Raw genomic sequence first — 15,073 nt, forward strand, 5'->3', positions numbered from 1 at the left:
CGGCGGCGGGGCCGGGCGTCAGGGGATGGGCGTCAGGGGATGGGCGTCAGAGGATCGCCACGGGGGCGACGGGTGCGCCCGTGCCGCCGACGAACGGCTCGGGTGCGGCCGACAGCAGAAAGGCGTAGCGCCCCTCCTCGGCGCAGGCATCGGAGAGCTCCTCCAGATTCCAGTTCTGGCCCTGGAGCATGCCCATCTCGACCAGATCGAGGGCGTGGACCGGCATCCAGAGGTCCTCGATCTCCGGTGGGAAGATCTCGAAGGTCAAGGTGTCGTTGGCGACCGCCGCCACATCGCGGGCGTGGAACCACTCCGGTGTGCGCAGGGAGAGGCCCGGTGAGGGGTAGGCGTATGCCTCCTTCTCGCCCGCCAGATACCGCTGGATCTGCCCGGTGCGGACGAGGGCGATATCGCCGGGGCGCACCGTCGTCCCGGCCAGCTCCTCGGCGGCGTCGAGGTCTTCGGGAGTGACCGCATGCCCCTCGGGCAGCCGCTCGGCGCCCCGGGCGCGCGCCACATCGAGGAGCACCCCGCGCGAGACGAGGGGTCCCGCCTTCTCGATACCGCTGAAGGCCGCGCGGTCATGTGGGGTGATGGAGTCGGCGGGGCGGCCGTTGTAGATCCTGCCGGAGTGCGAGACGTGGGTGATCCCGTCCCAGTGGGTACCGGCCTGGAGTCCCATCGTCACGGCGTCGTCGCTGGTCGCCACGGTGCCCGGACCGAACATCTCGAAGTTGACGGCGATCATCGTATGCAGCGGGTTGATCCGCCCGGGGATCATTCCGGTCTGGATGCCGTCCTGTCGCAGCGGCACCGCGAGCGGGATGCGGCGTCCGGTCCGTATCGTCGCGGCGGCCTCCCGGACCACGGCATCGGTGATCAGGTTGAGCGTGCCGATCTCGTCCGCCGCCCCCCAGCGGCCCCAGTTGTTGACGCGCTTGGCGATCTCGTGGAACTCGGCTGGCAGCGGCATGGCATCTCCTTCGTCGTTCCCGGTCGACGTTTGTGCGCGAGGGCTTGTACTCGGGCCGCGTCTGCTCAAAAATCTAACGGGCCGTCAGAAACTCCGGGAGGGGACGCGACGTGGGCAACTTCTTGGACGGCAAGGTGGTCGCCGTCACCGGGGCCGGACGCGGTATCGGACGAGCGGTGTCCCTCGCCTGCGCGGCCGAAGGCGCCCAGGTCGTCGTCAACGACTACGGGGTCTCGATCGAGGGCGGCGAACCGAGCAGCGAGGTCGCCGAGACCGTGGTCAAGGAGATCGTGGCGTCGGGCGGTGCGGCGGTCGCGGTCGCCGACGACGTCTCGACCATGGCCGGTGGCCAGCGGATCGTGGACACCGCGCTCGACCGGTACGGACGGCTGGACGGGGTCGTCTGCGTCGCCGGGATCCTGCGCGAGCGGATGCTCTTCAACATGTCAGAGGAGGAGTGGGACCCGGTCGTCGCCACCCATCTCAAGGGCACCTTCACGGTCTTCCGGGCGGCGTCGGCGGTGATGCGCCGCCAGCGCTCCGGCACCCTGATCGGCTTCACCAGCGGCAACCACCAGGGCAGCGTCGCCCAGGCCAACTACGCCTCCGCCAAGGGCGGGATCATCTCCCTGGTGCGCAGCGCCGCGCTGGGGCTGCACAAGTACGGCGTCACGGCGAACTGCGTCGCACCGGTCGCCCGCACCCGGATGTCCGCCAATGTGCCGATGGAGCTCAAGGAGATCGGCGAGCCGGAGGACGTGGCGGCCCTGGTCGTCTATCTGCTGAGCGAACGCGCCCGCGCGGAGCGGATCACCGGCCAGGTCTATACGATCGCGGGCCCCAAGATCGCGGTTTGGGCCCAGCCCCGTGAGCTGCGCGCCGGATACGCCGAGGGCGCCTGGACCCCGGAGAAGATCGCCGACTTCCTCCCGGGCACGGTCGGCACCGATCCCATGCCGATGCTGGCCCAGCTGGAGGCCATGGCCCAGGCGGCCGCCACCGGCCAACGCCCCAACGCCTGATCGCGACAACGGCAGGGGTTGCCGGGAACACCGCAGCGCCGACGAGGGGAGAGGCTGTGGACTTCGCTTTCGGACCGGAGGACGAGCGGTTCCGCGCCGAAGCGCGCGACTGGCTCGCCGAGCACTTCACCGGACCGTTCGCCGCCCTCAAGCAGGAGCCGGGCGGCCACCCCGGCGAGGCGCGCGGCAACATGACCGCCCGCCGCGCCTGGGAGCGCGAGCTCGGCACGGGCGGCTGGATCGGCCTGGGCTGGGACCGTACGGACGGGGCGTACGGCAACCGCGCGGCGACGCTGACCCAACAGGTCGTCTGGGCCGAGGAGTACGCCCGCGCCGGGGCGCCCGGCCGGCTGGGCCATATCGGCGAGAACCTCCTCGCGCCCACCCTGCTCGCGCACGGCGACTCCGCGCAGCGCGCCCGCTTTCTGCCGCCCATCGCCCATGGCGAGGAGCTGTGGTGCCAGGGCTACAGCGAACCCGACGCGGGCTCGGACCTCGCCGGGCTGCGGACCCGCGCCGTCCGCGACCCGGGCGAGGGCACCTATCGCATCACCGGGCAGAAGATCTGGACCTCCCTCGCCCATGAAGCCGACTGGTGCTTTGTGCTGGCGCGCACCGAGGAGGGCTCACAGCGCCATCATGGACTCTCCTTTCTGCTGGTGCCGATGGACCAGCCGGGCCGGATCGAGGTGCGGCCGATCCGGCAGCTGACCGGGACCGCGGAGTTCAACGAGGTGTTTTTCGACGGGGCCGTGGCCCGCGCCGAACACCTCGTCGGCGGCGCGGGCCACGGCTGGCGCGTGGCCATGAGCCTGCTCGCGGTGGAGCGCGGGGTCTCCACCCTGGTCCAGCAGATCGGCTTCGCCCAGGAGCTGAGCCGGGTGGTACGGCTGGCGCTGGAGACCGGCGCCGCAGAGGAGCCCGTCCTGCGTGACCGGCTCGTACGGCAGTGGGCCGAGCTCAAGGCCATGCGCTGGAACGCCCTGCGCACCCTGGGCGCCGCACAGAACCGCAACCCGAACCCCGCCCGGGACTCAGCCGCCCGGCACTCCGCCCCGAACGACGCCCGGGACCCCGCCCCGCGGAAGGGTGCCGCCCATGACCTCCTCCCGGGGAGCGCGGACCCCCAGGCCCCCGGCCCACGCGATCCCGGCCCGCAGGACCCCGGCGCGCCCAGCGTCGCCAAGCTGCTGTGGGGCGGCTGGCACCAGCGGCTCGGCGAGCTGGCCGTGCAGGTGAGAGGCGCCGCGGCCGCACTCGGCCCGGCGCGCTGGACCGCCGGCCGGCCGTACGAACTCGACGCCTTCCAGCGTCTCTTCCTCTTCTCCCGCGCCGACACCATCTACGGCGGCTCGGACGAGATCCAGCGCACCATCATCGCCGAGCGCGTACTTCACCTCCCCAAGGAATCACGCCGATGACGAAGACCTATGCGCACTGGATCGGCGGCTCGTGGCGGGATCCCGGGAACGGGCACTACCCCGTCATCAACCCCGCCACCGAGGAGACCGTCGGCCATGCCCCCGAGGCCGACCCGGCCGACGTGGACGCCGCCGTCCGGGCCGCCCGCGCCGCGTACGACGGCTGGTCGCGCACCGCCCCCCGGGAGCGCGCCGCCGTACTCGACAGGGCCGCCGATCTGCTCGCCGAGCACACCCCGGACCTGGTGCCCCTCGTCCAGGCGGAGACCGGGGCGACGCTGCGCGTCACCTCCTCCCTCCAGGTGCCCCCGGCGATCGACCGCTTCCGCCGCTATGCGCGCGGCGCCCTCGAACCGGACACCGTGCCGCTCGCCCCGCTGCCCATGGCCGCCACCCCGCTGGCGCCCGGCGGGCTGATCGGAGCGGCAGCGGTCCGCCGTCCTCTCGGTGTCGTCGCCTGCATCACCTCCTACAACTTCCCTCTCACGAATCTCGCGGGCAAGGTCGCCCCGGCCCTGGCCATGGGCAATACGGTCGTGGCCAAACCCGCACCGCAGGACCCGCTGTGCTGTCTGGAACTCGGCCCCCTGCTCAAGGAGGCCGGGCTCCCGGACGGTGCCTTCAATGTCGTCACCGGCTCGCGCGCGGCCGCCGGCGAGGCGCTGGTCGCGCACCCCGGTGTCGACATGGTCAGCTTCACCGGATCCACCGCCGTGGGTAAGAAGATCGCCGAATCCGCGGGGAGGTCGATGAAGCGCACCCTGATGGAGCTGGGGGGCAAGGGCGCGGCCATCGTCCTGGGGGACGCCGACGAGCGGGCGATCGCGTCGGCGGTCGGGGCGGTCGGTTCGACCTTCTCCTTTCACAGCGGACAGATCTGCACGGCGCCGACCCGTGTGCTCGTCCATCGATCGCTGTACGAGAAGGTCATCGCCGCACTCACACACTACGCAGAGTCACTGAAGATCGGGGACCCTGTGGATAACTCCACGATCGTCGGCCCGTTGATCTCCGCCGCGCAGCGCGATCGCGTCGAGGCGCATGTCTCCGGAGCCCGTGACCAGGGCGCCCGGATCGTCGTGGGCGGCGAACGCCCCGCCCGCAAGCCCGGCTTCTACGTCGCCCCCACCCTCATCGCCGACGCCGACCCCGCGATGACCGTCGCGCGGGAGGAGCTGTTCGGACCGGTCGTCGTGGCCCTGCCCTTCGACGACGAGGACGAGGCGGTGCGGATCGCCGACGCCACCCCCTACGGCCTCTACGACTATGTCTTCAGCGCCGACGCGGGCCGTGCCTGGACCCTCGCCGCCCGTCTGCGCAGCGGAAACGTCGGCATCAACACCGCCCAGCGCCACCCCGAGACGCCGTTCGGCGGGTTCAAGGAAAGCGGAGTCGGCCGCGACGGCGGCTCGTTCGGCCTGCACGCGTACAGCGAACTCCAGTCGCTGGTCTGGGTCTCCTGAGGCACCGGAAGGGTGATGAGGATGAGAGGCGTCATCTTCGACGGCACGGCGCCGCGCGTGGTCGAGGACCTGGAGGTGCGCGACCCCGGCCCCGGCGAGGTGCTGGTGCGCATCGCCGCCGCGGGGCTGTGCCACAGCGATCTGTCGGTCGTCGACGGCACCATCCCCTTCCCCCTGCCCGTCGTCCTCGGCCACGAGGGTGCGGGCGTGGTCGAGGAGATCGGGCCGGGCGTCACCCATGTCGCTCCCGGCGATCATGTGGCGCTGTCCACCCTCGCCAACTGCGGGACCTGCGCCGACTGTGCCCGGGGCCGCCCCACCATGTGCCGCGCGGCGATCGGCCGGCCGACCCGCCCCTTCCGCCGCGGAGACGAGCGGCTGTACAACTTCGCCTCGAACTCCGCCTTCGCCGAGCGCACCCTGGTCACCGCCGTCCAGGTGGTGCGGATCCCCGAGGAGATCCCGCTCGTCTCCGCCGCCCTCATCGGCTGTGCCGTCCTGACCGGCGTCGGCGCCGTGCTCAACCGCGCCAAGGTGGACCGCGGTGAGTCGGTCGTCGTCATCGGCAGCGGCGGCATCGGGCTCAATGTGCTGCAAGGGGCCCGGATCGCCGGGGCGTTCCCCGTCGTCGCTGTCGACTCCAACCCCGTCAAGGAGCCGCTGGCCCGGCGCTTCGGCGCGACCCACTTCGTCCCCTCCGCCGACGCCGTACGGGAGATCCTGCCGACCGGCGCGGACCACGCCTTCGAATGCGTCGGCTCGACCCGGCTCATCCGTCAGGCCGTCGATCTGCTCGACCGGCACGGCCAGGCGGTGCTGCTCGGCGTGCCGCCCGCCGACGCCGAGGCGGCCTTCCGTGTCTCCTCCATGTATCTGGACAAATCCATCCTGGGCTGCCGCTACGGCTCCTCACGGCCGCAAGCCGATATCGCCCTGTACGCCGATCTCTACCGGCAGGGGTTGCTGCTGCTGGACGAACTGGTCAGCAGGACCTACCCATTGGAGGACTTCGCCAAGGCCGCCGACGACGCCCACCACGGCCGGGTGGCGCGCGCCGTGCTCACCTTCTGACGGGCTCCGACCTGCCTGTGGTCTGCCTTACGGTCCGCATCCGGCTCGGCATCCGGCTCGGCATCCGGCCCGGGTCCGGCTCGGCATCCGGTCCGGGCCCGGCTCCGCATCCGGCCCGGGTCCGGCCCGCCTCCGGTACGCCTGGCCGTCACCGTACGGCTTCGCGGTCGTCGGCCTCGGCGCCCGCGCGGAAGGTGCGGCGGTAGGCGGTCGGGCTGACGCCCACGGCCGCCTGGAAGTGCTGGCGCAGGGACGCGGGGGAGCCGAAACCCGCCTCGCGCGCCACCTGGTCCACCGACAGATCGGTGTCCTCCAGGAGATGGCGGGATCGCTCCACCCGCTGCCGGGTCAGCCACTGGCCCGGGCTGACGCCGACCTCCTCGCGGAAGCGGCGGGTGAACGTCCGCACGCTCATCGACTCCTGGACGGCCAGCTCCCTCAGCGAGATGGGCCGGTCCAGCCGGCCGAGTGCCCAGGCGCGCGCCGTCGTCGTGGTGGCCTGCTGGGGCTCGGGCAGCGGGCGCGGGATGTACTGGGCCTGGCCGCCGTCGCGATGGGGCGGCACCAGGCTGTGCCGGGCGACGTCATTGGCGACGGCCGTGCCGTGGTCGCGCCGCACCAGATGCAGACACAGGTCGATCCCCGAGGCGACACCGGCCGAGGTGAGCACATCGCCGTCGTCCACGAACAGCACATTCGGATCGACTTTGATCGTCGGGAAGAGCCGCTGGAATTGGCCGACGCTGGCCCAATGGGTGGTGGCCGGTCGGCCGTCGAGAAGACCGGCGGCGGCGAGCACGAACGAACCGGTGCAGATGGACACCCAACGAGCGTCCGGCCGGGCATGGGCGAGCGCGGAGGCGAGCGGCTCGGTCATCCGGCCCTCCTCGCGGACCGGGCCGAGTGCGTACGAGGCGGGCACCACGATGGTGTCGGCCTCGGCGAGGGCCTCCGGGCCGAGTTCCACGGCGATCGGGAAGTCGGCGTCCGTGGGCACCAGGCCGGGCTCGACGGTGCAGGTGACCACCTCGTACAGCCGCCGGCCGTCGGCGGAGCGGGCCTTGCCGAAGATCCGGTACGGAATGCCCAGCTCGAAGGGGATCACACCGGGGAGGGCGAGGACGACGACGCGATGGTGCCCGTTGGCGTCACGGGGCGGGGATTGGGGCACTTCCGGCCTCCCGTCGTTCGGACATGGCCCCCACAGGGGCGTGGCCCGATCCTAGCGAATGCTGTCCCATGGGCCACTCGTCGTTGAGGAACCGCTGCTCAATGCTGGTCCGGTGACGCAGACAACCGAACTTTCCGGAGCTCCCGAACAGGACAAGCAGCCCGACCGGCCTCCGCGACGGGCCCTCCCGCGCCTTCCGCACCGCGCCTGGTCGGTCGCCGCCATCGCCTTCGTGACGATCATCGGCGCCGCCGGATTCGCCTCCTTGCCCGGTCTGCTCATCGATCCGCTCCACGACGAGTTCGGCTGGTCGCGCGGCACGATCGGGTTCGCGGTCTCCGTCAACCTCGCCCTCTACGGGCTCACCGCACCCTTCGCCGCCGCTCTGATGGATCGCTTCGGCATCCGTAAGGTCATCGCGGCCGCGCTCGCCGTCATCGCGACCGGTGGCGGCCTTACGGTCTTCATGACCGAGCCTTGGCAGCTCATCCTGTGCTGGGGCGTGCTGGTCGGCCTCGGCAGCGGCTCCATGGCGCTGGCCTTCGCCGCGACCGTGACCAACCGGTGGTTCGTCGCCCAGCGCGGTCTGGTCACCGGCATCCTCACGGCGGGCGGGGCCTCCGGGCAGCTGATCTTTCTGCCGCTGCTCTCCTGGATCGTCGAACGGCACGACTGGCGGCCCGCCGCCATGACGGTCGCGATCGCCGCGCTGGCGATCGTCCCCCTCGTCTGGCTGCTGCTGCGCGACTACCCCTCGGACGTGGGCCTCGCCCCGTACGGCGCCGACGGGCCGCCCGCCCCGCGGCCCGCAGCCCGGCGCGGCGCCGCCCGGCGGGCCGTCAAGGCCCTCACCTCGGCCTCGCGCACCGGCACCTTCTGGCTGCTCGCGGGCACCTTCGCGATCTGTGGCGCCTCGACGAACGGCCTCGTCAAGACCCACTTCGTGCCCGCCGCGCACGACCACGGCATGCCGGTGACGGCCGCCGCGAGCCTGCTCGCCGTCATCGGCGTCTTCGACATCATCGGGACGGTGGCCTCGGGCTGGTTCACCGACCGCTTCGACGCGCGACGGCTGCTGGCCATGTACTACGCGCTGCGCGGGCTCTCCTTGATGTTCCTGCCGATCCTGCTGGACGACGCGGTGCATCCGCCGATGATCTTCTTCATCGTCTTCTACGGTCTCGACTGGGTCGCCACCGTGCCGCCGACGATGGCGCTGTGCCGTGAGCAGTACGGCGAGGACAGCGCGATCGTCTTCGGCTGGGTACTCGCCTCTCACCAGGTGGGAGCCGGGGTCGTCGCTTTCGTGGGCGGTATGGCGCGGGACGCCTTCGGCTCGTACGACCTGGTCTGGTACGGCGCGGGGGCGCTGTGCGCGATCGCCGCGCTGATGTCACTGGTGATCCGGCGCGGCCCGAATGCGCAGGCCGCGGCGGCGACGGTCTAGGGCCGCGCGGTCTTACGGGAGGATGCGCGGGCCTTACGGAGAGCCGTGCGGTCTTACGGAAGGCCGCACGGCGCCTTACGGGAGGCCCAGTGGCTCACGTCACGGCTCACGGAAGCGCCGTGAACTCCCCGAACGAGCCGCGGTGGAAGAGCAGCGGCCCCGATCGCGCCGCGGACTCGTCCGACCCCAGGGCCCGGACGCGGCCCACCACGATCAGATGGTCGCCGCCCGTGTGCACGGCGTGGACCGCGCAGTCGATCCACGCCGGGACGTCCGCGAGACGCGGTGAGCCGGTGACGGGGGACGGTTCGTAGCGGACGCCGGCGAATTTGTCGGGGCGCCGGGAGCCGCTGACCGCGAAGGCGCGGCACAGCTCGCCCTGGTGGGCGCCCAGGACATTGACGCAGAAGACGCCCGCGCGGGCGATGCGCGGCCAGGTCGTGGAGGTGCGGGCGACCATGAAGGCGACCAGCGGCGGGTCCAGGGACAGTGAGGCGAAGGACTGGCAGGCGAAGCCGGTCGGGCCGGTCCCGTCGACGGTGGCGATCACGGTGACCCCGCTCGCGAAATGGCCCAGCACGCGGCGGAATTCGGCGGGGTCGACCGGGGGCCGCTCATCGTCGCGCACACAGCGCAGCTCCGGCGGGGGCAGCGGGTCGACGGGGCGTACGGCGGCGGTCGGCGAGCCGACCGCCCGGAGGTAGCGGACGGCGGTGGCGGCCATACCGGCGTGTCCCATCATGGCCCGTCCCCCTTTCTTGACTTGCCCGATGGCTTTCCTGGCTTTCCTGACTTTTGTGCAGGTGTGCTTGGCTTGTGTGACGGCGTGGGTCTCTCAGCGGCCTCGGTACACGGGGGGCCGGCGCTCGATGAACGCGTTCACGCCCTCCTGAGCATCGGCCGTGGTCATGTTGGTCTCCTGCGCCGCCGCCTCGGCTGCGAACGCGGCCGGGCGCCCCGACTCCAGGGACGCGTTCACCAGCGCTTTGGTGAGGGCGAGGGCCCGGGTCGGGCCGGCCGCGAGGCGCTCGGCCCAGGCGCGGGCGGTCTTGGCCAGGTCGTCGTCCGGGACGACCCGGTTGACCAGGCCCAGCCGCTCGGCCTCGGCGGCGGGCAGCGCGTCGCCGAAGAACATCAGCTCCTTCGCGCGCTGCGGACCGATCAGCCGGGGCAGGAGATACGCACCGCCCCCGTCGGGGACCAGACCGCGGCGGATGAACACCTCGATGAAGACGGCCGATTCGGCGGCCAGCACCAGATCGCAGGCGAGGGCGAGATGGGCGCCGAGCCCGGCCGCGGTGCCGTTGACGGCGGCGATCACCGGCTTCTCGCAGTCGAGGACGGCGGCGATGAGCCGCTGCGCTCCACCGCGGATCAGCCGGGCGACATCGCCCGCGACGCGTTCCGCCGCGGCCGGTGCGCCGCGCAGATCCGCCCCCGCGCAGAAGCCCTTGCCGGTGGCGGTCAGCACGACGGCCCGGACGGCCGGGTCCGCGGAGGCGCGGTCCAGCAGCGAAATCAGGTGTTCTCGCTGATCGGGGGTGACGGCGTTCATCGCGGCGGGGCGGTTGAGCGTGATCCACAAAACGCCGTTGTCAGTGGTGTGCCGTAGAACAGAGTCAAGCGCTTCTTCGGGGAGGGAGAGGTCATGGGAACGCTCCATCGGTCAGCGGCAGATCGCCAGCGCGTCCAGTGCCACGGCGCCTTGGCCGCGTTCCAGCACCATCAGCGGATTGACGTCGAGTTCGGCGAGGTGGTCCCCGAGCTCCAGGGCCATGCGCTGGACCCGCAGCACGACCTCCACGAGCGCGTCCACATCGGCCGGGGGAGCGCCGCGCACACCGTCGAGGAGGGCGCGGCCGCGCAGCTCGGCGAGCATCGCGCGCGCCTGGTCCTCGCCGAACGGGGGGACGCGTACGGCGGCGTCACGGAACACCTCGACGAGCACGCCCCCTATACCCACGGTCACGGTCGGGCCGAAGAGGGAGTCGTGGCTCATGCCGACGACCATCTCCACCCCGCGCTGGACCATCTGGCAGACCAGCACCCCGTCCAGCTCGACGCCTTCGCAGCGGGCGATGTCGGTGAGCTCCCGATAGGTGTCGCGGACCTGGCTGGCCGAGGTCAGCCCCAGCCGGACCAGCCCCAGCTCGGTCTTGTGGGCGAGCTGCGGCGCGGATGCCTTCATGACGACGGGATAGCCCACGAGCCCGGCGGCGCGGACGGCCGCGGCGGCGCTGGTCACCAGCTGCTCGCGCGGCACCCGGATGCCGTACGCCCGCAGCAGCTGTTTCGCCGCGTGCTCGCTCAGGCGGCCTCCTGGGCGCAGCAGATCGCGCACCTTGCGCAGAGAGGGGGACGGGGTGCGCGGGGCGTCGTCGAAGGGGGAGCGGTACGAGGCGGTGAAGCGGTGGTGCCCCAGATAGGCGCGCACGGCGGTGATGCAGTTGGCGAACGTACGGAAGGTGGCCACCCGGGAAGAGCCCAGCAGGGTGGTGCGGTAGGCGTCCTCGGTGCCGACCGGGGAGCCCCACACCACGCACACCAGCTTGTCCGTCTGCTCCGCCGCCTCCACCAGATCCTGCGCCAGCTTGTCGCTCATGGGTGGAAAGGGGCCGGTGATCGGACAGATCAGCACGCCCACGGCGGGATCGGCCAGGATCGCGTCGATGATCTTGCGGCCGCGCCAGTCGCCGACCGGGTGGCCGCCGTTGTCGACCGGGTTGGCGACGCTGAGATCGCCGGGTATCCACTGGTGGAGCTCGGTCTGCTTCTCGGCGGAGAGGGTGGGCAGGGTGAGGCCCGCCGCCGTGGCGAGGTCGGAGAAGTGGGCCCCGGTGCCCCCGGAGATCGAATACACCACGACGCCCTCGGCGAGCGGCGGGCGGGCGCGGGCGAGCAGCGCCGCCGTGTCCTGCAGCTCGTCCAAGCCGTCCACGCGGATCACGCCGAACTGCCGCATGGCCGCGTCCACCACCGCGTCCGAGCCGGTCAGCTTGCCGGTGTGGGAGGCGGCCGTGCGGGCGCCGGTCTCGGTGCGGCCGACCTTCACGGCGACGACGGGCACCTTGGCGCGGGCGGCCCGGTCGGCGGCGAGGAGGAAGCTGCGGCCGTCCTTCAGACCCTCCGCGTACAGGGCGATGGCGCCGACCTCGGGCCGGGTGGCGAAGTAGGAGATGAAGTCGGCGGTCTCCAGATCGGCCTCATTGCCGGTCGGGGCCCAGTGGCTGAGCCGGATACCGAGTTCCTGGAGGGTGAAGACCGGGCGGCCCTGGTGGCCTGACTGGGTGATGAGCGCGATGGCGGGCCCGTCGAGGTCGTCGCGGAACTTCTCGAAGGCGTTGAGATTGGTGTTGGGGCCGAGCAGCCGCAGCCCGGCGCCGCGGGCCGCGGCGGCCAGCCGGACCTGCGCGGCGGCGCCCTCGGGGCCGGTCTCGGCGAAGCCGGAGGCGAAGGCGACGGCGAACTTCACCTTGCTCCCGTCGAGTTCCTCGATGACCGGGAGCGGGTCGCGGACGAGGAGGACGGCGAGGTCGACGGATTCGGGCAGCGCGGCCACGGACGGTACGCACGGAATGCCGAAGACGGCGGGACGGGAGGGATGCACGGGGTGCAGCCGGGCGCCGACGCGTTCGGCCCAGGCCAGGAGCTGGCGGGTGATACCGGTGTTGGGACGGCCGTCCGCGTCGGAGGCGCCGATGAGGGCCACCGACTCGGGATGGAAGAAGTGGTCCAGATCGGGGACGGCGGAGTGCAGCGGGCGCCCGCTGACGTCCACGTCCCCCGCGCCTTCGGCGGTCCCGTCCGCCGTCTCCCTGCTGGAGACATGCACGGCGGGGGCGGGGGCCCGCCCGCAGGCGACGGCGCGGGCATGACGGGAGTTGGTGGTCAGGGTGCCGTAGGTCGATCCAAGCATCGGTATCCGCCACTCCTGCTCGTTGGCCAATAACCGGGCAGGTGACCGGGTGGTTCGGCGGCAAAACTGACGCCAAGTCACATTACCCAGTAGTCAGGTTACTGAACTGACGGCCTGTCAGGAATGCTCGGGGCGCGGGTAACACGCAGGGTGACGGCGGGGGTGGTGGAAGGCGTGACCGGCCGCGCGCCCTCGGTGCGGTGCATGGTGTCGCGTTCGTGTGGCTGTCTGTGTTGGTGGTCTCGCCTGCTCAGCGGTCATGCCGTCGTGCGGGCCACCGTCTTGGCGATCTTCCGGGCGTCGATGGCCAGCTCGCGCAGCATCCCGCTGATCGGGTTCGTATAGCCCGTGAAGTGCAGTCCCGGGGCGGACTTCAGGGTGCGCCGACCGTGGGGGAGGGGGCGGCCTCGGTCGTCGAGCACGCCCAGATGGCCGACCAGTTCCTCCAGGCCGCGCCGGTAGCCGGTCGCGGCGATCACCACCTCGGGGCTGATCCGCGAGCCGTCGGCGAGGACCACCTTGTCCAGGTCGAAGGAGTCGACCGCCGAGACCACCTCCACCCGCCCCGTCCGTACCGCGTCGACCAGCCCCACGTCCTGGACCGGGATCGCGCCCTCTCGCACGCGGGTGTAGAGCCCGGTGTCGGGCCAGGGCAGACCGTGCTCGGTCAGATCCGGCATGCTCAGCCGGCACATCGCCCGCGCCGCCCGGTCCACCGCGCGCCGCGGCAGCCTGCGCACCAGGATGCCGGTCGCCTGCGCGGGCCAGCCGGCCGTCGAGCGGCGCAGGATGTGCGGCACGGTGCGGACCGCAAGCCGCACCCGGGCCGCGCCGCCCTCGATCAGGTCGACCGCGATCTCCGCGCCCGTGTTGCCGACGCCGACCACGAGCACATCGCGGCCCTCGAAGGGGCGGGCGTTGCGGTAGTGGGCGGCGTGCAGCAGCTCACCGGTGTAGGCGGTGCGGTCCGGCCAGTCCGGCACCCGTGGGGTGTGGTTGAAGCCCGTCGCGACGACGGCCACGGGCGAGGACAGCGCACGGCCGCCCGTGGCGCGCAGCACCCACTCCGTGTTGTCGGGCGACCGGTCGACGCGGGAGACCTCGACCCCCGTGACGATCTCCAGCCGGTGGTGCTCGGTGTAGCGCTCCAGATAGCGCACCACGTCGTCGCGCCCGACCCAGCGTCCGTAGGACCGGGGGATCGGCAGGCCGGGGAGCGCGGAGAGCCGGCGCGTGGTGTGCAGATGCAGCCGGTCGTAGTGGTTGCGCCATGACGTGGCGACCGCCTCGGACTTCTCCAGGACGACGGCGCGGATCCCGCGGTGGCTGAGCGCGGCAGCGGCGGCGAGTCCGCCCGGTCCACCGCCGATCACATAAACGGGTGAGGACTTCTCGGGGGAGCTGTCAGCCATGCGGGTGAGCGTAGCCGGGTATTTGACGGGTTTCGGTCAAAGCGATCCGGTCAAAGTGATTCCGAATGGGTTGCGGACAGGTCACGGCCGGTATCTGTCGGTCCGCCGTTCCGTCGGTCGCCGCGTCGGCATCCCGCCGGTTCCCGCTCCGCTGGTGCGACCCCTTGCGCGGGCCGCACCCGGCCGTGAAACTGACGTACCGTCAGATTCGTTGGGATGGGAGAGGCGGGGGACGATGCGGACGATCGGGCTCAGCGGGGCCGAATGGCTCGCCGTACTGCGCATCGGACTCGGCCTGTGGTGGCTCGAGAGCTGGCGGCACAAGAACAAGAAGGACTGGTTCGAGCGCGGCACCGGTATCGGCTGGGCGGTGGGCGTGGCCGACAAGCACCGCTGGGCGTTCGTCCGCAGCGGCTTCGGCGCGGTCGTCACACCCCGTCCCAAGGTCATGGCGTATGTCGTGGTCTACGCCGAACTCGCCCTCGGTCTCGGTCTGACGCTCGGCTTTCTGACCCCCATCGCCCTGGTCGGCGCGATCGTGCTCAATCTGCTCTATTTCCTGCTCATGATCCACGACTGGGCGGAGCAGGGGCAGAACTCGATGATGGTGCTGATCTCCGTGGTCGGGCTCTTCGGCATGAGCTGGCAGACCTGGTCGCTCGACGAGGCATGGGGGCTGTTCCTGTGAGCCCGGCGCCGCGCGCGGACGCCCCGCGCTTCGACCTGCCCGAGATCGACGCCTTCACCCGCCCCTACTGGGACGCCGCGGCCGAGGGCCGGCTGCTGATCCGGCGGTGCGCCGACTGCGGCTGGGCCCATCACTACCCGCGCGAATTCTGCCCGTACTGCTGGAGCGAGGACGTCAGCTGGGAGGAGGCGAGCGGCGCCGCGACGCTCTACACGTGGTCCGTGGTGCACCGCAATGACCTGCCGCCATTTGGCGCCCGCGTCCCGTACACCGCCGCCGTCGTCGACCTCGCCGAGGGGCCGCGGATGATGACCGAGCTCATCGAGGCCCCGGAGAGCGGCCCACGCGTCGGGATGCGGCTCCGGGTGGCGTTCCGGGAGGTCGATACCGCCGAGGGGGCCGCCCCGGCCGTCCCCGTCTTCCGGCCGCTGCCCGCCTAGCGTGCCGCTGCACGCATCGCGTTACGGCATCGCCGCCTTACGGTCGCAC

General features: G+C 71.9%; 13 protein-coding genes. 7 read left to right on the forward strand and 6 right to left on the reverse strand.

Features of this window, described 5'->3' with window-relative positions; genetic code table 11:
* Positions 1-46: 46 nt before the first annotated feature.
* Positions 47-973 (reverse strand): cyclase family protein, encoded by a 927-nt coding sequence (locus BLV72_RS20405; protein WP_093463940.1) that lies wholly within the window; start codon positions 971-973, stop codon positions 47-49.
* Between the two features lie 110 nt (positions 974-1,083).
* On the opposite strand from BLV72_RS20405, the gene BLV72_RS20410 reads away from it, so the two are divergent.
* From BLV72_RS20410 to BLV72_RS20425, 4 genes are read left to right on the forward strand one after another with little or no spacing between them, the layout of a single operon-like run.
* A complete protein-coding gene (locus BLV72_RS20410) occupies positions 1,084-1,995 on the forward strand; it encodes an SDR family oxidoreductase (protein WP_093463941.1) in 912 nt (303 codons plus the stop codon).
* Between the two features lie 56 nt (positions 1,996-2,051).
* Positions 2,052-3,416 (forward strand): acyl-CoA dehydrogenase family protein, encoded by a 1,365-nt coding sequence (locus tag BLV72_RS20415; protein WP_093463943.1) that lies wholly within the window; start codon positions 2,052-2,054, stop codon positions 3,414-3,416.
* Positions 3,413-4,879: an aldehyde dehydrogenase family protein gene (locus BLV72_RS20420; protein ID WP_093463944.1), complete on the forward strand. Its 1,467-nt coding sequence runs from the start codon at positions 3,413-3,415 to the stop codon at positions 4,877-4,879. Before BLV72_RS20415 ends, BLV72_RS20420 begins: the two co-directional genes overlap by 4 nt.
* Positions 4,880-4,900: 21 nt before the next feature.
* Positions 4,901-5,950, forward strand: a complete 1,050-nt coding sequence (locus tag BLV72_RS20425; protein WP_093463946.1) for a Zn-dependent alcohol dehydrogenase — start codon at positions 4,901-4,903, stop codon at positions 5,948-5,950.
* A gap of 148 nt (positions 5,951-6,098) precedes the next feature.
* On the opposite strand, the gene BLV72_RS20430 is transcribed toward BLV72_RS20425, so the two are convergent.
* On the reverse strand, positions 6,099-7,121 hold the full coding sequence (locus BLV72_RS20430) for a GlxA family transcriptional regulator (RefSeq protein ID WP_093463947.1): 1,023 nt from the start codon (positions 7,119-7,121) through the stop codon (positions 6,099-6,101).
* A gap of 58 nt (positions 7,122-7,179) precedes the next feature.
* Between BLV72_RS20430 and BLV72_RS20435 the strand changes: the two genes are divergently transcribed.
* Positions 7,180-8,568: an MFS transporter gene (locus tag BLV72_RS20435; RefSeq protein ID WP_093463949.1), complete on the forward strand. Its 1,389-nt coding sequence runs from the start codon at positions 7,180-7,182 to the stop codon at positions 8,566-8,568.
* 106 nt (positions 8,569-8,674) lie between these two features.
* Here the strand turns inward: BLV72_RS20435 and BLV72_RS20440 are convergent, their stop codons facing one another.
* From BLV72_RS20440 to BLV72_RS20455, 4 genes are all read right to left on the reverse strand, one after another.
* The gene (locus BLV72_RS20440; protein WP_244320874.1) at positions 8,675-9,310 is read right to left on the reverse strand and encodes a flavin reductase family protein; all 636 of its coding nucleotides are present in this window, start codon (positions 9,308-9,310) and stop codon (positions 8,675-8,677) included.
* Between the two features lie 93 nt (positions 9,311-9,403).
* Positions 9,404-10,231, reverse strand: a complete 828-nt coding sequence (locus tag BLV72_RS20445) for an enoyl-CoA hydratase/isomerase family protein (protein WP_093463950.1) — start codon at positions 10,229-10,231, stop codon at positions 9,404-9,406.
* 3 nt (positions 10,232-10,234) lie between these two features.
* Positions 10,235-12,484 carry an acetate--CoA ligase family protein gene (locus BLV72_RS20450; RefSeq protein WP_093463952.1) on the reverse strand — a complete coding sequence of 750 codons (2,250 nt, stop codon included), beginning with the start codon at positions 12,482-12,484 and terminating at the stop codon, positions 10,235-10,237.
* A 257-nt stretch (positions 12,485-12,741) separates the two neighbouring features.
* Entirely contained in the window at positions 12,742-13,896 is a 1,155-nt protein-coding gene (locus BLV72_RS20455; RefSeq protein ID WP_093463953.1) for a flavin-containing monooxygenase, read from the reverse strand.
* Between the two features lie 235 nt (positions 13,897-14,131).
* Between BLV72_RS20455 and BLV72_RS20460 the strand changes: the two genes are divergently transcribed.
* Both BLV72_RS20460 and BLV72_RS20465 read left to right on the forward strand, forming a co-directional pair.
* Entirely contained in the window at positions 14,132-14,584 is a 453-nt protein-coding gene (locus BLV72_RS20460) for a DoxX family protein (protein WP_093463955.1), read from the forward strand.
* Positions 14,566-15,024, forward strand: a complete 459-nt coding sequence (locus BLV72_RS20465) for a Zn-ribbon domain-containing OB-fold protein (RefSeq protein ID WP_093463956.1) — start codon at positions 14,566-14,568, stop codon at positions 15,022-15,024. The genes BLV72_RS20460 and BLV72_RS20465 overlap by 19 nt, the downstream gene beginning before the upstream one ends.
* Positions 15,025-15,073 lie beyond the last annotated feature (49 nt).

The organism is Streptomyces melanosporofaciens (genome assembly GCF_900105695.1).
Lineage (GTDB): Bacteria > Actinomycetota > Actinomycetes > Streptomycetales > Streptomycetaceae > Streptomyces > Streptomyces antimycoticus.